Annotated in this window: 16 protein-coding genes; 6 read left to right on the top strand and 10 right to left on the bottom strand. The window is 71.3% G+C overall.

Annotated elements, in window-relative coordinates; translation table 11 throughout:
• Window positions 1–369 precede the first annotated feature (369 nt).
• A complete protein-coding gene (locus ACR9Y5_RS06325; protein WP_481297163.1) occupies window positions 370–1,401 on the bottom strand; it encodes an aldo/keto reductase in 1,032 nt (343 codons plus the stop codon).
• A 47-nt stretch (window positions 1,402–1,448) separates the two neighbouring features.
• Between ACR9Y5_RS06325 and ACR9Y5_RS06320 the strand changes: the two genes are divergently transcribed.
• Entirely contained in the window at window positions 1,449–1,949 is a 501-nt protein-coding gene (locus ACR9Y5_RS06320; RefSeq protein WP_481297162.1) for a metallophosphoesterase family protein, read from the top strand.
• Between the two features lie 152 nt (window positions 1,950–2,101).
• Here the strand turns inward: ACR9Y5_RS06320 and ACR9Y5_RS06315 are convergent, their stop codons facing one another.
• On the bottom strand, window positions 2,102–3,637 hold the full coding sequence (locus ACR9Y5_RS06315; RefSeq protein WP_481297161.1) for a DUF7059 domain-containing protein: 1,536 nt from the start codon (window positions 3,635–3,637) through the stop codon (window positions 2,102–2,104).
• Window positions 3,638–3,897: 260 nt separating this feature from the next.
• Here ACR9Y5_RS06315 and ACR9Y5_RS06310 point away from each other — a divergent pair, with 260 nt between their 5' ends.
• The 4 genes from ACR9Y5_RS06310 (at window position 3,898) to ACR9Y5_RS06295 (ending at window position 6,354) form a co-directional block, all read left to right on the top strand.
• Window positions 3,898–4,173, top strand: coding sequence for an acylphosphatase (locus tag ACR9Y5_RS06310; protein WP_481297160.1), 276 nt, complete (start codon window positions 3,898–3,900; stop codon window positions 4,171–4,173).
• Window positions 4,174–4,361: 188 nt separating this feature from the next.
• The gene (locus ACR9Y5_RS06305) at window positions 4,362–5,261 is read left to right on the top strand and encodes an aminodeoxychorismate lyase (protein WP_481297159.1); all 900 of its coding nucleotides are present in this window, start codon (window positions 4,362–4,364) and stop codon (window positions 5,259–5,261) included.
• A 132-nt stretch (window positions 5,262–5,393) separates the two neighbouring features.
• Window positions 5,394–5,729 (top strand): hypothetical protein, encoded by a 336-nt coding sequence (locus ACR9Y5_RS06300; RefSeq protein ID WP_481297158.1) that lies wholly within the window; start codon window positions 5,394–5,396, stop codon window positions 5,727–5,729.
• Between the two features lie 13 nt (window positions 5,730–5,742).
• Complete coding sequence (locus ACR9Y5_RS06295; protein ID WP_481297157.1) at window positions 5,743–6,354, top strand: dihydrofolate reductase family protein; 612 nt, start codon at window positions 5,743–5,745, stop codon at window positions 6,352–6,354.
• On the opposite strand, the gene ACR9Y5_RS06290 is transcribed toward ACR9Y5_RS06295, so the two are convergent.
• The 4 genes from ACR9Y5_RS06290 to ACR9Y5_RS06275 all read right to left on the bottom strand — a co-directional run bounded on the left by ACR9Y5_RS06290 (window position 6,332) and on the right by ACR9Y5_RS06275 (window position 11,211).
• Complete coding sequence (locus ACR9Y5_RS06290) at window positions 6,332–8,248, bottom strand: thioredoxin domain-containing protein (protein WP_481297156.1); 1,917 nt, start codon at window positions 8,246–8,248, stop codon at window positions 6,332–6,334. The genes ACR9Y5_RS06295 and ACR9Y5_RS06290 overlap by 23 nt on opposite strands.
• A 41-nt stretch (window positions 8,249–8,289) precedes the next feature.
• The gene (locus ACR9Y5_RS06285) at window positions 8,290–8,700 is read right to left on the bottom strand and encodes a hypothetical protein (protein ID WP_481297155.1); all 411 of its coding nucleotides are present in this window, start codon (window positions 8,698–8,700) and stop codon (window positions 8,290–8,292) included.
• Window positions 8,701–8,774: 74 nt separating this feature from the next.
• Window positions 8,775–9,608 carry an aldo/keto reductase gene (locus ACR9Y5_RS06280; protein ID WP_481297154.1) on the bottom strand — a complete coding sequence of 278 codons (834 nt, stop codon included), beginning with the start codon at window positions 9,606–9,608 and terminating at the stop codon, window positions 8,775–8,777.
• A gap of 28 nt (window positions 9,609–9,636) precedes the next feature.
• Window positions 9,637–11,211, bottom strand: coding sequence for a long-chain-fatty-acid--CoA ligase (locus tag ACR9Y5_RS06275; protein ID WP_481297153.1), 1,575 nt, complete (start codon window positions 11,209–11,211; stop codon window positions 9,637–9,639).
• Between the two features lie 119 nt (window positions 11,212–11,330).
• Here ACR9Y5_RS06275 and hrpA point away from each other — a divergent pair, with 119 nt between their 5' ends.
• Window positions 11,331–15,215 carry an ATP-dependent RNA helicase HrpA gene (gene hrpA / locus ACR9Y5_RS06270; protein ID WP_481297152.1) on the top strand — a complete coding sequence of 1,295 codons (3,885 nt, stop codon included), beginning with the start codon at window positions 11,331–11,333 and terminating at the stop codon, window positions 15,213–15,215.
• An 85-nt stretch (window positions 15,216–15,300) separates the two neighbouring features.
• Here hrpA and ACR9Y5_RS06265 read toward each other — a convergent pair whose 3' ends face one another.
• Genes ACR9Y5_RS06265 through ACR9Y5_RS06250 form a run of 4 tightly spaced genes read right to left on the bottom strand, consistent with a single transcriptional unit; the run spans window position 15,301 to window position 18,790 of the window.
• Complete coding sequence (locus ACR9Y5_RS06265) at window positions 15,301–16,083, bottom strand: SDR family oxidoreductase (protein WP_481297151.1); 783 nt, start codon at window positions 16,081–16,083, stop codon at window positions 15,301–15,303.
• A 48-nt stretch (window positions 16,084–16,131) separates the two neighbouring features.
• On the bottom strand, window positions 16,132–16,905 hold the full coding sequence (locus ACR9Y5_RS06260; RefSeq protein WP_018191676.1) for an amino acid ABC transporter ATP-binding protein: 774 nt from the start codon (window positions 16,903–16,905) through the stop codon (window positions 16,132–16,134).
• Complete coding sequence (locus ACR9Y5_RS06255) at window positions 16,902–17,885, bottom strand: amino acid ABC transporter permease (protein ID WP_481297150.1); 984 nt, start codon at window positions 17,883–17,885, stop codon at window positions 16,902–16,904. Before ACR9Y5_RS06255 ends, ACR9Y5_RS06260 begins: the two co-directional genes overlap by 4 nt.
• Window positions 17,886–17,890: 5 nt before the next feature.
• A complete protein-coding gene (locus ACR9Y5_RS06250) occupies window positions 17,891–18,790 on the bottom strand; it encodes an ABC transporter substrate-binding protein (RefSeq protein ID WP_481297149.1) in 900 nt (299 codons plus the stop codon).
• Between the last annotated feature and the right edge of the window lie 161 nt (window positions 18,791–18,951).

Here is an 18,951-nt window from a genome sequence, read left to right as displayed (position 1 = left end):
TTCAGTAGGAGTGAGCGTTCTCGCCCCGATCGTGTGGCCGGCTCTCATCGGCGCGGTTGTCCTCTTGGTCTGGGCCTCGGTGCGATTGGCCCGCCAACGGCCCCGTTCGGTGGGGATACTCACCACTGCGATCGTCCTGCTCAGCATGTCAATCGTTGTCGCGGTGGCACTGGGTGTGGCTACCGCCGCAACAGCGGACGACACCGGCGACGGGAAGGTGACCCTGGTCCCCGGGTGATCGGCCCGTCCGCTGGCCGTGGCCCTGGCCCTGGCCCTGGCCCTGGCCCTGGCCCTGGCCCGAAGGTATCTATCCCTTCGGGCCGGGCCGCCCTCGTTGTGAGAGCCTCGCAGCTGCGCCGTCGCGGCGCTCTACCGGCCGCCCTCCCGCTTGCGGTGCCGCTGCTGCACCGCCTGCTCGCCGTACGGGTAGACGTCGGTCCGCGGCGTGCTCGCGTCGTCGAGCCGGGCGCGCTGCTCCTCCGACAGGTGGACGTCGGCGGCTCCCAGGTTGTCTTCGAGCTGCTCGACCGTGCGAGCGCCCAGGATGACGGACGTCACCGCGGGGCGGCCGCTCAGCCACGCCAGCGAGACCTGAGACGCGGAGGCGCCGGTCTCCCGTGCGACCGCGTCGACGGCGTCGATGATCTCCCAGGTGCGCGGGTCGGCGTTACGCGCCTCCCACGCCTCCATCCCGCGGGTCGGGTTCTCGCCCAGGCGGGTCGCGCCCGTCGGCGGCTCATCCCGGCGGTACTTGCCGCTCAGCCAGCCACCAGCGAGCGGCGACCAGGGCAGCAGTCCGATGCCCGCATCCAGGGCCGCCGGAACCACCTCGTGCTCGATCCCGCGCACGATGAGGCTGTACTGCGGCTGCAGCGTCACCGGAGGCGCCCAGCCGTGGGCGCGGGCCACGTGCACGGCCTTGGTGAGCTGCCAGCCCAGGTAGTTCGAGAAGCCGTAGTACGAGATCTTGCCCGCGCTGATCGCGTCGTCGAGGAACCGCAGGGTCTCCTCGATCGGCGTGAGCGCATCCCACGCGTGCATCTGGTAGAGGTCGATGTGCTCGACGCCGAGGCGCCGGAGGGACGCGTCCAGTGCGGTCCGCAGGTGGGCCCGCGAGAGGCCGAGGTCGTTCGGTCCTCCGCCCATCGGGAAGCGGCCCTTCGTCGCGATCACCACGCCGTCGCGGCGGCCGGGGTTGCGGGACAGCCAGCGTCCGATGATCGACTCCGACGCACCGGCCGTGTAGACGTCGGCCGTGTCGAGGAAGTTGCCCCCGGCGTCCAGGTAGCGCTCCAGGATGGCGTGGGAGGTCCGCTCGTCGGCCTCCGCGCCGAAGGTCATGGTGCCGAGGGCGAACTCCGACACGATCGTTCCGCTGTTTCCGAGATTCCGTAGCTGCATAGCGCGAACCTAGCCCCGCATCCGCGATTCGCCTACTCTGTGCGTTCGTGAAGCTCCTCCTGATCTCCGACACGCACATCCCGAAGCGCGCCCGCTCGCTGCCCGACGCTGTGCTGGCGGCGGTGGATGCGGCCGACGTCGTGGTGCACGCCGGCGACTGGGTGGATGCGGCGACGCTCGACCTCCTGGAGCAGCGGTCGAGACGGCTGGTCGGCGTCTACGGCAACAACGACGGGCCGGAGCTGCGGCGGCGGCTGCCGGAGGTGGCGCATGTGTCGCTGGACGGCGTCCGCGTCGCGGTCGTGCACGAGACGGGCCCGGCGACGGGACGGGAGGCGCGGTGCGACCGGGACTTCCCGGAGACGGACGTCCTCGTGTTCGGGCACTCGCACATCCCCTGGGACACGGTGACGCCGCGCGGTCTGCGGCTGCTCAACCCCGGCTCGCCCACCGACCGGCGGCGCCAGCCGGTCGGCACGTACCTCACCGTCGACCTCGTCGGCGGCCGGGTGGCCGACGTGACGCTGGTGCCGGTCCCGCGGCCCTGACGGCCGCCGCCCGCGTGTGCGCAGCGGCTGGCGGGAGCCGCGGCCGGCCACTCCATCCAGGGGTCGCAACACGCCGTTATCCGCGCGCCAAAACGGCGTGTTGCGACCCCTCGACGGCCGCGTGACGCCGGCGGCCCGGCGGGACGCGCGCGTCAGGCGCGCAGGAAGCCGTCGACCAGCATCCCGCGCACGGCGGGGAGGAGGTCGGCGCGGAGGGCGTCCTCATCCACCTCGAGCAGCTGCGCCAGGGCGGCGACGATCGCGCCGACGCTCAGCTCGCCGTCGGACGCGCCGACCAGGGCCGCCAGCCCCGTGTCGGCCGCGACCGCGCGGCCGAAGCCGCCGCCCTGCCGCAGCAGGATCGCGGTGGGCGCGTCGGCGCCCGGCCACAGGTGGCGCTCCTCGGTCACGTCGCCCGCGACCACCGGCCGCATCCGCAGCAGCTCATCGTCGGTGAGCGCCGCCTGCAGGTCGTGCGCGGCCAGCGCCTCGCCCAAGTGGACGCCGAGACCGGCCTCGTTGGCGCCGAGCGACCCGTGCAACCGCTCGAAACGGCGCAGCGTCGGCGTGCCCTCCGCCCGGCGCAGCAGCAGGTAGCCGAAGCCGACCGATCGCACGTCCCGGCTGTCGAAGTCGTCCAGCCACGCGGCGAGCAGCCGCTCGAACTCCGGCGTTCCCGGGCGCGTTCCGCCGTCGCGGATCCACGTCTCGGCGTACCGCGCCGCATCCTCCACGTCGCGCTCGATCACCCACGCGTCGAGCGGCTGCGGCGACGCGCCGACCCAGTCGCGGACCCGCAGCAGCCCGTCCCCCGTGCCGCGGTACTCCCAGTTGCCCAGCAGCTGCGCGACACCGCCGGGGGTCAGGTGCTCGGCGCATCCGCTCACGAACGACGCGACCAGTCCGTCGCCGACCATGCCGCCGTCGCGGTACTCGTAGGCGGGTACGCCGTCGGTGCGCGGCGTGATGACGAAGGGCGGGTTCGACACGATGTGGTCGAACCGCTCCCCGGCGACCGGCTCGAACATGCTGCCGAGGCGCAGCTCCACCCCGTCGATCTCGTTCAGCGCCAGGTTGAGCGCGGCGATCCGCAGCGCCCGCGGCGAAATGTCGGTGGCGACCACCCGGCGGGCGTGGCGGGCGGCATGCATGGCCTGGATGCCGCATCCGGTGCCGAGGTCGAGCGCATTCTCGACCGGCGCCTGCAGCATGAGACCGCTCAGGGTCAGGGAGGCGCCGCCGACGCCGAGCACGTGGTCTTCGGGGAGCGCGTGGCCGAGGGCCAGCTCGCCCGGGTCGGAGACGATCCACCACTCGGCGGGGCCGGCCGCATCCACGAAGCCGTACGGACGGAGGTCGACGGCCGCGGAGATCGTGCCGGACGCCGCATCCGCGCTGACGAGTCCCAGCGCGACCGCGCCGCCGACGCCGAGCGCCGGCAGGGCGGCGCCGGCCGCGTCGACGGTCACCGGGAGGCCGAGCACGAACAAGCGTGCCAACGTCGCGAGGCCGGACGGCTCGCGCCGGGCCAGCGCCCGCACGGCCGGGACGCGCTGGCCCCGGTGCAGCGCCTCCGCCGCCTCCTCGCCCCACAGCCGGGTCAGCGCGTCGACGGACAGCCCCGCCGCGAGCAGGTCGGAGCGGAGGTCCGGGAGGCGGTCGGCGGCCGGGAGGGCGGGGTGGGTCATCCCTCCATTGAAACGCATGCGCGGCCGCTGCCGCGGCGCGCCTGCGCCCTGCGGACGCCGCTCCGGTCACGACTGCGCCGTCTGGGAAACGACTGCGCCGTCTGGGAACGACTGCGCCCCATCGCGCACCCGCACACGTTCCGCGTCGCAGCAGTCGCACCGGCAGACGTTCCGCCGACAGCGGTCGCGCAGCGGCCGGCGCCGAGCGGCTCCGGCGCGGCCCCGCCCGCCGCGGGCGTGCGCGGGGGCACAATGGGGCCATGATCCGCAGGCGAGCGATCGTGACCGGGGGCGTGCAGGGCGTCGGCTTCCGCTGGGGCGCGCGGGAGGCCGCGCAGCGCATCGGGGTGACCGGCTGGGCGCGCAACCGCCTCGACGGCACGGTGGAGGCGGAGGTGCAGGGCGACCAGGACAAGGTCGACCGGATGCTGGACTGGTTGCGCACCGGTCCGCCCGGCGCCTCCGTCGACTCCGTCACCGTCACCGACCTGCCGCCCCAGACCGACGACGCCTTCCGCATCCGCACCACCGCCTGACGCCCCTGCCTCCCACCGTCGAGCCCCCAACCGTCGAGCCCCCACCATCAGGTACACGATTTCTGCACGCCACACGCTGCCAGAGCGTGCACTTTTCGTGGACTCGACGGAGGGGACGGACGACGGCGAGACGCGACGGGGAGACGCGACGGGGAGACGCGGAGCAGGCGCGCGGGCAGAATGGGGGCATGACGCGCGCCACACTGCTGACCATCACCACGCCGACCGGGACGCCGGAGGCGGGTGATCCGGGATACGTCGTCGCCGACTTCGATACGCCGCAGGTGCGCATCACCGACCTCGCGGTGACCCGCGGCGACGGCGTATTCGAGACCATTGCGGTCATCGGCGGCCACCCGCAGGCGCTGGAGCCGCATCTCGCCCGTCTCGCGCACTCCGCAGAGCTGCTCGACCTGCCCGCGCCCGCGCTCGATGTGTGGCGCGAGGCCGTCCACGCCGGGGTGGCCGACTACCTGACCCGCAACGGCGCAGGCTCCGTCGGGGACGAACTGTTCGCGAAGCTCATCTACACGCGCGGTGTGGAGGGCGCGGGCGCCCCGAGCGGCTGGCTCTTCGTCGACCTGGGCGAGGACTTCCGCCAGGCCCGCCTCGGCATCAAGGTCGTGGCTCTCGACCGCGGCGTCCGGCACGACGTCGCCGAGACCTCACCATGGCTGCTCGCCGGCGCGAAGACCCTGTCGTACGCGGTGAACCGCGCCGCCCAGCGCGAGGCCGTGCGCCGCGGCGCCGACGACGTGCTGTTCGTCAGCAGCGACGGCTACGCCCTCGAGGGCCCCACCTCGAACGTCGTCACACTCACCGACGGGGTCGTCCGCACGCCGAACACCGACCAGGGCATCCTCGCCGGAACGACCCAGGCGGCCGTCTTCGACTTCTTCGCGGGCCGCGGCCTCCGCACCGAGTTCGCTCCGCTCACCCTCGACGACGTCGTGTCCGCCGACGCCATCTGGCTGGTCTCCAGCGTCCGGCAGGCCGCCCCGGTCACGCACCTCGACGGCCGAGAGTACCCGGTGGATGCGGCGCTCACCGCCGAGCTCAATACCTACCTCCTCGCACGGACGGAGTGACCGGTAGACACACCGTGTCACCCCGATTCGCGAGCGTCGGCGGCAGCGCCTAGGCTGAATCCACTGCGCGGCCGACGGCGACCGCGCGGCGGCCGCTGAAGCGTCGACGACCCCGGGGAAGGGAGGTGCGAGATGAGCGAGCACGTGCCCCGCAGCATCGAGCTGCTGCGCCAGCAGGCGCGCGACGAGCTGTCCGCGATCATCGAGCACCGCTGCCGCGCGGGCGAGGACCCGTGGCAGTTCATCCCCGAGCTCCCGAGCGTGGACGAGCAGGTGGTCATCTCCCTGCGCGCCGGCGCGATCGAGGCGTTCGACCTCGCCGAGGAGCAGTCCCGGGCGCACCATCCCGCGGCCGGCCGCGAGATGTTCACCCGCTTCGAGTACTCGGTCCTCCGCCGCATCGCGCTCGAACATCCCGAGCTGAGCGAAGCCGTCTGGGGGATGCTCGACAAGGTCGAGCGCGCCTGACTACGCTGCCCGCATGGGTATCGTCACCGCTGACATCGCCATCTCGCTCGACGGCTTCGCCGCCGGTCCGAACCAGTCGCTGGAGCAGCCGCTGGGCGAGGGCGCCGAGAACCGGCTGCACGCGTGGATGTTCGAGTACGGCGACGCCCATGCGGCCGAGATCGACGCCATCACCGCCGCGGGCGCGTACGTCATGGGCCGGAACATGTTCGGTCCGATCCGGCACGAGTGGCCCGCGCCGGACGAGCCGCTGGGCGACTGGATCGGCTGGTGGGGCGACGAGCCGCCGTATCACGCGCCGGTGTTCGTGCTCACCCACTACGAGCGGGAGCCGTTGGAGCTGAGCGGCACCACCTTCACGTTCGTGACCGACGGCATCCACGCGGCGGTGGAGCGGGCCCGCGAGCTGGCGGGCGACGCCGACGTCGCGATCGCGGGCGGCGCCGAGACGCTGAACCAGGCGCTCTGGGCCGGGATCGTGGACGAGCTCCGGCTGCACGTCACCCCGGTGACCCTGGGCGCCGGCGAGCGGGTCTTCGACCGGGTCCCCGCCCTCGACCTCGAGCTGGTTCGTTCGCGGGTCACGCCGGAGGTCGCTCACCTCACCTATCGCGTGCGGCGCTGAGCCCGGCCGCGTCCGTCACTGGAAGCCGGCACACGAAGTCGCGGCACAGGTAGGCGGTCGGCAGGCCGTCGCGCGTGGTGCGCGCGGCGAACAGCTCGAAGCCGCCCGCGGCGAGCTGCTGCGCCTGCGCCTCGGTGGCCACGGCGACGAGCGGCGCGGGATGCCGCCGGCTCGCGGCGAGCAGGTCGCCCGGCGCCCCCGCGCCCGGCAGCCCTGCACCCGGCACCCTCGCACCCGGCACCCCCGCCCCCGGACCGTCCGGCACCACGACCACCAGCTGCTCCACCTCCCCCGCCAGCCGCGACATGAGCGCCAGCGACGTCCCGAACGCGCTCGGCACCCGCACGGCCTGCGCGGCGACCATCCGCATCCCCTCGCGGGCCGCCCGCTCGTACCGGCGCTCCCCGGTCGTCAGGTACAGCGTGTGCGCGGCCTGTGCCAGCGAGGCGAGGCCCGAGGGGTACGCGCCTTCGGACGGGTCGACGTTGACCGCGAGCCCCGTCGCCTCCAGCACCGGGTCGCCGCCACCCGGCGTCCCGAACGGGCAGTCTCCCGAGCCGGCGGCATCCAGGCACAGGTCCACGAGGTCCCGGGCGGTGCCCGCGGCGGACGCATCCCCCGCCGCGAGCGCGAGCTCCAGCAGACCTGCGGCGAGCCCGCCGTAGTCCTCCAGGGTCGCTCCTGCCTCGCTCCGGCGGTCGTCGAGGGAGGCGCGCAGCAGCGTCCCGTCCTCCCGGCGGTGCCGGCCGAGCACGGCGTCCGCCGCCTCCCGCGCCGCCACCACCCACGCCGGACGGTTCAGGATGCGCCCCGCCCGCGCGAGCGCACCGATCGCGAACCCGTTCCATCCGGTCAGCACCTTGGCGTCGATCGGCGGAGGGTCGAGCCGGCCCCGTTCGGCGGGGGACACGGTGTAGTACGCGCCCTCCACACGGGCTCCGTCGATCGTGCTCTCCGAGTCCTGCGCCGAGGCGAAGCCGCCGGAGGGCCGCCGCAGCACGCCGAGCAGGAAGGCCCCCACCCCGTCGGCGGTCCGCTCCGCCCAGTCCTCACCGGTCTGCCGCCACACCCGCGCGTAGGCGTCGAGCAGCAGGGCGTTGTCGTAGAGCATCCGCTCGTAGTGCGGCTCGCTCCAGTCGCGGCGCGTGGCGTAGCGGAAGAACCCGCCGTCGACCGGGTCGCGCAGCGGCGAGGCCGCCATCCGCGAAAGGGTGCGCGCCGCCAGCTCGTGGCCGGACGGCTGCGTGAGCAGGAAGTCGACCACCGGCGCGACGGGGAACTTCGGCGCCGTGCCGAAGCCGCCGAACTCCGGGTCCTCCGCCTCCGCCAGCTGGGCGACCGCCGCATCCAGCTGCCGCCCGTCGGGGAGGTCCGCCACGGCCGTCGCCGCGTCCGCCGCCGCGGCGAGCGCCGTCACGACCGCGCCCGCGTCGGACTCGACCTGGGCGCGCCGCTCCGTCCAGGCGTCCCAGACCGCATCGAGCACCTGCCGGAACGACGCACGCCCGGCGACCGGCTGGGGCGGGAAGTAGGTCCCGGCGAAGAACGCCTTCCCGTCAGGCGTCGCGAACACCGTCAGGGGCCAGCCGAGGTTGCCGGTGAAGGCGCTGGCGGCCGACAGGTAGGCGGCATCCACGTCGGGATGCTCCTCCCGGTCGACCTTGATCGCCACGAAGCGCGCGTTCAGCTCCTCGGCCGTTGCCGGGTCGTTGAAGCTCTCCCGCGCCATGACGTGGCACCAGTGGCAGGTCGCATAGCCGATCGAGATCATGACGGGGGCGTCCCGCCTCCTGGCCTCCCCGAACGCCTCGGCGCCCCAGGGGAACCAGTCCACCGGGTTGTCCGCGTGCGCGCGCAGGTAGGGGCTGATCGCGTCGCCCAGTCGGTTGGCCATGGGCTCACCCTACGACCGCGGCACGCGAACGGAAGCCCCGGTCAGCTGGGGGTGTCCATCCCCTGCAGCCGAACCGACGAGTTCAGGTAGAAGGCGCCCAGCACCGCGTACGTCAGGCAGGCGAGCGCCGGGATGAACGCATCCTCCGCATCGCTCGCGAACGCTCCCACACCGGAGATGAAGGCCAGCACGACGAGCAGCGCGCCGATCCAGAAGCCGGCGGCGGGCCGGGCCGTCGCTCGCCACCACGGGCGCGGGTCGGTCTTGTTCTCTCCGGCGCCGCGGAAGCTGCGGACGCCCACGATGACGTACGCGACGTTGAGCACGGCGACGATCAGCACGTCGAACGTGGGATTGACCAGCCGAGCGATGACGAACACGTTGATGATGAGGATGAGCGCGAAAGCGCCGACGATGTAGCTGATCTTCCCCGCGACCGACGTGATCCTCACCCTTCGAGCCTAGCCCGAGGATGCGACACCGCGTCCGCGCCGCGCATCCCCGGGACCGCCCGGTCGGATCGCGGTCAGTTGACCTCGTCCGGGTGGGCGCTGACGCGGCCCTCGCGCTCCAGCGAGCTGATGGCGGCGACCTCGTCGGCGGTCAGCTCGAAACCGAACACGTCGAAGTTCTCGGCCATGCGGCTGCGCGAGTTCGACTTGGGGAACACGATGTTCCCGGTCTGCAGGTGCCAGCGGATGACGACCTGCGCAGGCGTCTTGCCGTGCGCCTCGGCGGCGGAAGCGACCTCCGGGGTCTCGAACAACGGGTACTTGCCCTGGCCGAGCGGTCCCCACGCCTCGATCTCGATGCCGTTCTCGCGCGAGAACGCGGTCACCTCGGGCTGCTGGTGGGCCGGGTGCAGCTCGATCTGGTTGACCGCCGGCACGATGTCCGTCTCGGCGAGCAGCTTCCGCAGGTGCGGGACCAGGAAGTTGGAGACGCCGATCGCCTTGGCGCGGCCCGATGCGTAGATCTTCTCCAGCGACTTCCACGCCTGCACGAAGGTGTCCTTCTGCGGGGTGGGCCAGTGGATGAGGTACAGGTCCACGTAGTCGAGGCCCAGCTTGCCGAGCGACTCCTCGAAGGCGTTCTTGGCGTCCGTCTGGCGGTCGTTCCACAGCTTGGTGGTGACGAACAGCTCGTCGCGCGGGATGCCGGACGACGCGATGGCCTGACCGACGCCCTCCTCGTTGCCGTAGATGGCGGCGGTGTCGATGTGGCGGTAGCCGATCTCGAGGGCGTCCGTGACGATCCGGGTCGTCTCGGCCGGGTCGACCTTGAAGACGCCGAAGCCGAGCTGCGGGATGCTGGTCCCGTTGTTCAGGGCCAGAAGCGGAGTATTTGCGTGTGCAACCATATCCGCCACGGTACCAGCCCGCGCAGACTCAGCCGACCGGGTGCGCACCCTCCTGTTCGAACCGCTCCACCAGCTCCCGCTTCAGCACCTTCCCGCTCGGTCCGAGCGGCAGCACCTCGAGGATCTCGACCCGGCGAGGGTACTTGTAGGCGGCGACCTTGTCCTGCGCGAAGGCGACCAGCTCGTCCGGATCGGCCTCGCCTCCGGGCATGAGCGTCACCGCCGCCACGATCTCCTGCCCGTGCGTCTCGTGGGCGACACCGAATACGGCCACCATGGCGACAGCGGGATGCGTGGACAGCACCTCCTCCACCTCGCGCGGGTACACGTTGTAGCCGTTGCGCACGATCATGTCCTTCTTCCGGTCCACGATCGTGATGTAGTCGTCGTCGCTCTTGGTGCCCAGGTCGCCCGTACGGAACCAGCCGTCGACGACCGCCTCGGCGTTCGCCTCCGGAAGGTTCAGGTACCCCTTCATCAGGTTGTGACCGCGCACCACGATCTCGCCGAGCTCACCCCGCGGCAGCAGCTCGATGCGGTCGTCGACCTCGGCGTCGGCGATCTCCACATCCACGCCCCAGATCGGCGTGCCGACGGTGCCGACGCGCGTCGGGCGGCCGCGGTGGTTGAACGAGGCGACCGGCGAGGTCTCGGTGAGCCCGTACCCCTCGTGCACGTCGATCCCATAGACCTCCTTCATCCGCTCGATCACGGCGACCGGGATGGCGGCGCCGCCGCTCATGCCGTACCGCAGCGGGGGCCGGTCCGGGTCGGTCTTGGCCGCCTCCAGCAGTGCGATGTACATCGTCGGGACGCCCGTCATGATCGTGCACGCGTGCCGGTTCAACAGCTGCAGCGCCGTGGCCCCGTCGAACTTCGGCACGAGGACGACCGCGGCGCCTGCGCGGAAGCCCATGTTCATCACGCACGTCTGACCGAAGGTGTGGAACAGCGGCAGGCAGCCCAGGATGCGGTCCTCCGGCGTGAGGTCGAGGGTGCCGGCGAGCAGCACGTTCACCTGCTCGATGAGCGAGAAATGGCATCCCTCGGCGCCCTTCGGCTTGCCGGTCGTGCCGCTCGTGTAGAGGATCGTGGCCGTGTCGAGCGGCTCGCGCGGCACGTACGTGTCGATCGGCTCGGTCTCCTCGGCCAGCTCCTCCAGCCGCGGGAACGGCGCCTGCTCGTACATCTCGTCGGGCACGAGCACCGAGATGGTCGGGATGCCCGCGAGCCCCGCGCCGCGGGCGCCTTCGGCGAGCAGCGGCGCGGCGCAGATGAGCAGCGAGGCGCCGGAGTCGCGCAGCACGAAGGAGATCTCCTCCGCCTTCAGCAGCGCGTGGATCGGCACCACGACCGCGCCGAGGGCCAGCACCGCGTAGTACGACCTGGGGAAATCAGGCACGTTGGGCAGCATCAGGGCGACCTTGTCGCCCGGCCCGACGCCGAGGTCGCGCAAGGCGCCCGCGTAGGCGCGGGTCTGCTCCCACAGTTCGCGGTACCGGATCTCCTCGCCGGCGAAGATCAGCGCGACGCTGTCCGGCAGCCGGTGCGCCGTCTCCGCCAGGATGCTCGCGACGGACATGGTCGCATAGCCGTGACTCATGGGTTCTCCTCGTCCTCATCGACACAGGACCCGATCGGGTTGAGCCGAACCTACGTCACCCGGGGCCGCGGGGCAACGCCCCGCCCCCGGGGCCGCCGCGCGACTAGACTGGAGGGCTGATGTCTTCGACCGCGACCCTCCCCCGCATCGTCTTCCCGCCCGAGCTGCCCGTCAGCCAGAGGCGGGAGGATATCGCGCGCGCCATCCGTGACAACCAGGTCGTCATCGTCGCGGGTGCGACCGGTTCGGGCAAGACCACGCAGCTCCCGAAGATCGCCCTCGAGCTGGGCCGGACCAGCATCGGGCACACCCAGCCGCGCCGGATCGCCGCGCGCACGATCGCCGAGCGGATCGCCGAGGAGCTCGGCCAGTCCGTCGGCGAGCTGGTCGGCTACCAGGTGCGGTTCACCGACCGCGTGTCGAAGGCGACCCGGATCAAGCTGATGACCGACGGCATCCTGCTCAACGAGCTACGCCGCGACCGGCTGCTGCGCGCCTACGACACGATCATCATCGACGAAGCGCACGAGCGCAGCCTCAACATCGACTTCCTGCTCGGCTACCTCAAGCAGCTGCTCCCCCAGCGGCCCGACCTCAAGCTGATCATCACCTCGGCGACCATCGATCCGGAGAGCTTCGCCCGGCATTTCGCCGCCGCCGACGGGACGCCCGCACCCGTGGTCGAGGTATCCGGGCGCACGTACCCGGTCGAGATCCGCTACCGTCCGCTCGTCTCCGAGGCGATGGAGGAGGACGATGACGATCCTGACCCCATCCCCGCCGCCGACCGCGACTACCTGCAGGGCATCAACGACGCGCTCGACGAGCTCGCCCGCGAGGACCGCGGGGACGTGCTGGTCTTCCTCTCCGGCGAGAACGAGATCCGGGATGCGGCCGACGCGATCCGCGGCCGCAATCTGGCCGGCACCGAGGTGCTCCCGCTCTACGGCCGGCTCTCCGCCGCCGAGCAGCACCGCGTCTTCCAGCCGTCCACGCAGCCCGGCGTGCGCCGCCGCGTGGTGCTGGCCACGAACGTCGCCGAGACGAGCCTCACCGTTCCCGGGATCAAGTACGTGGTGGATGCGGGAACGGCCCGCATCAGCCGGTACAGCACGCGCGCCAAAGTGCAGCGGCTCCCCATCGAGGCCATCTCGCAGGCGAGCGCCAACCAGCGGTCAGGCCGGTCCGGCCGCACGAGCGACGGCATCGCCATCCGCCTGTACTCGGAGGAGGACTTCGAGAAGCGCCCGGAGTTCACCGAACCGGAGATCCTGCGCACCAACCTCGCCGCGGTCATCCTGCAGATGATCTCGCTCGGCCTCGGCGACATCGCGGCGTTCCCGTTCCTCACGCCGCCCGACTCCCGCGGCATCAAGGACGGCCTCGACCTCCTCACCGAACTCGGCGCCATCACGACCGCGAAGGACGGCACGAAGCTCACGGCCATCGGCCGCCAGCTCGCGCAGCTCCCGATCGACCCGCGATTCGCCCGCATGGTGGTCGAGTCCAAGCGCCACGGCACCTCGCGCGAGGTGATGGCCATCGTCGCCGGGCTCACCATCCAGGACCCGCGCGAGCGTCCCGTCGAGAAGCGCGGCAGCGCCGACGAGAAGCACGCGCGCTTCGCCGACCCGACCAGCGACTTCCTCACCCTGCTCAACCTTTGGAACTACCTGGAGGAGCAGCAGCGCGAACTCTCGTCCAGCGCCTTCCGCCGACTCTGCAAGGCCGAGTACCTCAATTTCCTGCGCGTGCGCGAGTGGCAGGACGTCTACCGCCAGCTCCGCCAGCTCGCCAAGCCGCTCGGGCTGACGATCGGCGAGCCGTCCGTCAATCCGGACGGCATCCACCGCTCGCTGCTCGCCGGGCTGCTCTCGCACATCGGGCTGAAGGATGTGCGCGAGTCGGGTTCGGGCGGAAAGGGCGGCGGCGCGCGCGGCCCCCGGCAGGCGGAGTACCTCGGCGCCCGGCAGACCCGGTTCGTGATCTTCCCCGGCTCGACGCTCGCCAAGAAGCAGCCGAACGCGCTGATGAGCGCCGAACTCGTCGAGACCTCCCGCCTGTTCGCCCGGATGAACGCATCCATCGACCCCGCCTGGGCCGAGCCGATCGCGGGCGACCTGTGCAAGCGGCAGTACAGCGAGCCGCACTGGGAGAAGAACCAGGGCGCGGTCGTCGCCTATGAGCGCGTCACCCTGTTCGGCGTGCCGATCATCCCGCGCCGCCGGGTGCAGTACGCCCGGATCGATGCGCCGCTCTCCCGCGAGCTGTTCATCCGGCACGCCCTCGTCGACGGCGAGTGGGACTCGCACCAGGCCTTCGACCGCGCCAATCGCAAGCTGCGCGCCGAGCTGCGCGAACTGGAGGAGCGCACCCGGCGGCGCGACATCCTGAACGACGACGAAGCGGTGTTCGAGTTCTACGACGCCCGCATCCCGGCGGATGTCGTCTCCACCCGCTCCTTCGAGGGCTGGTGGAAGAAGGTGCGGCAGGAGACGCCGGACCTGTTGACGATGACCCCGGAGGCGCTGCTCGACGACGAAGCCGCCGAGGTGGACGAGGAGGCGTTCCCGCCGGTGTGGCGGCAGGGCGACCAGCGGCTCACCCTGCGGTACCGGTTCGAGCCGGGCGCCGAGGACGACGGCGTGACCGTCCAGGTGCCGCTGCCGTTGCTCGCCGGCCTGCTGCCGGACGGATTCGACTGGCAGGTGCCCGGCCTCCGGCACGAGCTGGTCACGGCTCTCATCAAGTCGCTGCCGAAGGCGATCCGCCGCCAGGTGGTGCCGGCCGCCGACTGGGCGCAGCGCTTGCTCGGCGAACTGAGCGGCACCGCGGGGATGCGCGCGCACGAGGGCGAGCGGCCCGCCGCCTCCCTCGCCGACACCCTCGCCGCCACGATCTCGCGGCTGACCGGATCGCGCGTCAGCGGCACGGACTTCGACCTCGACCGGCTGCCGCCGCACCTCCGGCCGACGTTCCAGGTGATCGGCGAGCGCGGCCGCCCGCTCGCGAGTGGCAAGGACCTGACCGCGCTGCAGGACCGGCTGCGCACCCGGGCGCGCGACTCGGTCGCCGCGGTCGCGGAGGCTCGGACGCCGAACGCCATCGAGCGCTCCGGCCTCACCGCCTGGGACTTCGACGAACTCCCGCGCTACGTCGACTCGACCCACACCGGGCCGGGCGGCACGAAGAACGTCATCCGCGCCTACCCGGCACTCGTCGACGACGGCGCCTCGGTGTCCATCCGCCTGATGGGCACCCCGGCCGAGCAGGCGCGCGCCATGCCGGGAGGCGTCCGGCGGCTGCTGCTCGCCAGCGTCCCCTCGCCGGTCGCCTACGTGCAGCAGCACCTCACCTCCAACGAGAAGCTGACGCTCGCGACCAGCCCGTACCCGAACACCAAGGCCCTGTTCGACGACTGCCTGCTGGCCGTGGTCGACTCGGTGCTCTACCGGATGAAGCCCGACGGCCAGCTGTTCATGCGCGCCGAGTTCGAGGCGGTGCGCGACCGCGTGTCCGGCATCGTGATGGACTCCATGTTCGAAACGGTCGCGCTGGTCACACGCATCCTCACCGCCGCCCGGGCCGCCGAGAAGGCGATCTCGAGCGTGACAGCACTGACCTACCTCCCGGCGCTCAACGACGCGAAGGGGCAGCTGGCCGGGCTGGTCTGGGCTGATTCGAAAGGGTCCGGCTTCGTCTCCGCGACCGGCCTGGAGCAGCTGCGGCACCTCCCGCGCTACCTCGCCGGAATCACCCAGCGGATGCAGGCCCTCCCGACGAACCCGGGCCGCGACCGCGCCTGGCAGACCCAGGTGGAGACCGCGGTCGCCCTGTACGCCGACGCCGGCGGCCGCATCCCTCTGGCGCCCGGTTCGCCACCGTCGCTCGTGCACGCCCGCTGGATGCTCGAGGAGTTCCGCGTCTCCCTCTTCGCCCAGTCCCTCGGCACCGCCGAGACCGTCTCCCTCCCCCGCATCCGCAAGGTCCTCACGTCCCCCTGAGCCCACTCCCCCTCCGTCGAGTACACGAAAAGTGCACGCTCGGTCGGCGTTTCGCGTGCACTTTTCGTGTACTCGACGGTGGGGGCTAGACGGGGAGGTGGAAGCCGCCGTTGGAATGGAGGAGCTGGCCGGTGATCCAGCCGCCGGCGGGCGACAGGAGGAACGCGACAATGTCGGCGGTGTCGGAGGGTGTGCCGAGGCGGCCGAGGGCGGTCTCCGACTTCAGCTGCTCGGCGAGCTCGGGCGTCATCCAGCCGGTGTCGATCGGGCCGGGATTGATCAGGTTCGCCGTGATGCCGAGGTGCGCGAGCTCCACGGCGGCGGCCTGAACGATCCGATCGAGCGCGCCCTTGCTGGCGCCGTACGGGAGGTTGTGGGCGGTGTGGTCGCTGGTCAGCGCGACGATGCGGCCGAGACCCGATGCTCTGGACGGGAACTGCTCGGCGAACGCCTTGATGAGCAGCCAGGTGCCGCGGGTGTTCACGGCGAAGTGCTGGTCGAACGCCCCGACGCTGGTGTCGAGCACGCCGCTGTCGACCGAGTGCGCGTGGCTGGCGACCAGGGCCTGGATCGGCCCGAGCCCGGACCGGACCCGCTCCACGGCGCGAGCCGCGGCCTCCGGGTGCGACAGGTCGACCGCGACGGGCAGCGCTCGCGCCCCCAGAGCGCGCAGCTCGTCCGCCAGCGCGTCGTGTGCGCGCTCGCCCGCTCCCCACGGCATCTCCGCGTCGTAGTCGTCCCAGAACGCGAATGAGACATCCCAGCCGAGGGACGCCTGCGTGCGGGCGATGGCGGCGCCGATCGACCCGGGGCGGCTGGCCCCGGTCACGAACACCACCGGACGTGCGGAGCGGGCGTCGTTGTCCATCCGACGATTCTGTCAGACAGCCGACGCCCGCTCGGCGCGGTCTCCCGGCTAGAGCACCTTCGAGAGGAACGCCTGCGTCCGCTGGTGCTGCGGGTTGCTGAGCACCTCGCGCGGGTCGCCCGACTCGACGACCACGCCGCCGTCCATGAAGACGAGCTCGTCCGCGACCTCGCGGGCGAAGCCCATCTCGTGGGTGACCACGACCATCGTCATACCGCTGGCGGCCAGGCCCTTCATCACGTCGAGCACCTCGCCGACGAGCTCAGGGTCGAGCGCCGACGTTGGCTCGTCGAACAGCATCAGCTTCGGGTCCATCGCGAGCGCCCGGGCGATCGCGACGCGCTGCTGCTGCCCGCCGGACAGCTGCGACGGGTAGTGGTCGCCCTTGTCCGAGAGGCCGACGCGGGCGAGCAGCTCGGTCGCGCGTTCGACGGCCTTCGCCTTCGACAACCCCTTCACGCGGATGGGCGCCTCGATGATGTTCTCCAGCGCCGTCATGTGCGGGAACAGGTTGAACCGCTGGAACACCATGCCGATCTCGCGGCGCTGGCGTGCGGCCTCCTTCGGCTTCAGCTCGTACAGCTTGTCGCCGTGCTGCCGGTAGCCGACGACCTCGCCGTCGACGGACAGCCGGCCGGCATCCACGCGCTCCAGGTGGTTGATGCAGCGCAGGAAGGTGGACTTGCCCGAGCCGGACGGCCCGATGATGCAGAGCACCTCGCCCGGGTTCACCTTGAGGTCGATGCTCTTGAGCACCTCGTTCGAGCCGAAGCTCTTCGAGACGCCCTCCGCCAGGACCATGGGGGTCTTCGTGTCGGTCATCCCTTGCCTCCGAGGTCGTTTCCGTCGGGTGCTCCCGCAGCGGGCAGCGCGCCCGTCGCCAGTGCCGGGTCGTTGCGGTCGGGGCGGCGCGCGTTGACGCCGCGCGAGAACCGCTTCTCGAGGAAGTACTGCCCGACCATCAGCAGCGACGTGAAGAGCAGGTACCACAGCGACGCCACGATGAGCAGCGGGATGGGTGTGTAGGTGACCGCCGAGATGTCCCGGGCGACGCCGTACAGGTCGGTGGTGAGCGGGATGGCCGCCACCAGCGACGTCGTCTTCAGCATCGAGATGACCTCGTTGCCGGTCGGCGGGATGATGACGCGCATGGCCTGCGGGATGACGATCCGGGTCATGGTCTGCCACCACGACATGCCCAGAGCGGTCGCCGCTTCCTCCTGGCCCTCGTCGACCGAGAGCAGGCCGGCGCGCACGATCTCCGCCATGTACGCGGCCTCGTTCAGGGCGAGGCCGATGACGGCGATGATGAAGGCGTTCTGCATGAACCCGAGGTTCAGATCCACGCCGATGTTCGTCCACGGCACGCCGAGGAAGATCTGCGGGTAGATCAGCGAGAACAGCCCCCAGAAGACCAGCTGCACGTAGACCGGGGTGCCGCGGAAGATCCACAGGTACAGCCAGGCGACCGACTTCACGACGGGGTTCGGCGAGAGGCGCATGACCGCGAGGACGAGGCCGAGCACGACGCCGATGATCATCGAGTAGATCGTCAGCTGGAGGGTCACGAGCGCAGCAGCACTGATGCGCCTGTCGAAGACGTACTTGCCGACGTACTGCCAGCCGTAGGCCTCGCGCTGGGAAGCGTCGACGATGAACCAGACCAGCAGGAGGACGAGGATCGCCGCGATGACGATGCGCCAGGGGTGCCGGAGCTTGATCGCTTTGATCGGCTCGGGACGGGTCCCGCCCGGCGACGGGACGGATCCCATCGCCGGGCGGGCGGTGTTGCTCTGTGACATGAAGGTCAGCCCTTCGAGGCCGCGTTGACCTCGGCAGACTCGACGGCGCCGTCGGCGACGCCCCACTTGTCGAGGATCTTCTTGTAGGTGCCGTCATCGATGAGGGCCTGGACGGCCTTCTGCAGCACCGGGGTGAGCTCCGAGTCCTTCTTGACGGGGAGGCCGTACGGCGCCTCGTCGAAGGTCTTCCCGGCCTCCTGCAGCTTGCCGTCCGACTTCGAGATCGCGTACAGCGTGACGGGCGAGTCGGCGCTGAGGGCGTCGGCCTTGCCCAGGATGACCGCGTTGGTCGCGTCGTCCTGGGTGTCGTAGCGGAGCGCCTGGATGGCGGGCTTGCCCTCATCCGTGCACTTCTTCGACTTGGCGGGGACCTCGTCGGTGTCCTCGTACGTCGTCGACTGGACGGCGACCTTCAGGCCGCAGGCATTGTCCGGGTCGATGTTCTTGCCCTTCTGGGAGGCCCAGAGGATGCCGGCCGAGTAGTAGTTGACGAAGTCGACCTGCTGCTCCCGCTCGGTGGTGTCGGTGAACGAGGACATGCCGTAGTCGTCCTTGCCGCCCGCGACGCTCGGGATGATGTTGTCGAACTTCGCGATCGCGAACTCCGTCTTCACTCCGAGCTTGTCGCCGATGGCCTTGGCGAGGTCGACCTCCCAGCCGACGGGCTGGGCGTTGTCGTCCTTGAACTCGTTCGGCGGGTAGGTGTTGTCCATGCCGACGACGAGCTTGCCGGCGTCCTTGACCTTCTGGGGCAGCTGCCCGGCGAGGGTGTCGTCCTTCTTCACGTCCGAGACCGAGCTCGTCGTTGAGCTGCCGGACGGGGTGCTGTTGTCGACGCAGCCGGTGAGCGCGAGCGCTGCAACGGCGGCGACTGCGGCGATGGGAGCCGCGGAACGGATGCGCATGTTGTCGTTGTCCTTCTTCCTGGTACAGGAATGTGTCGATGCGTATTGCACGGGTAAGGGGAGGATACCCCAGCGGCGTTGCCGCACTTCAACACTAATTCGCGCAGGGAACAGCGTTTTTCGCGGACGTTTCCGGCACGTTTCGCCGATTCTGGCCGCGG

It is taken from the genome of Leifsonia sp. KNZ13-11D, from assembly GCF_056754895.1.
The sequence above is the reverse complement of the archived record's forward strand: the minus strand, read 5'-3'. Positions and strand labels throughout refer to the sequence as shown.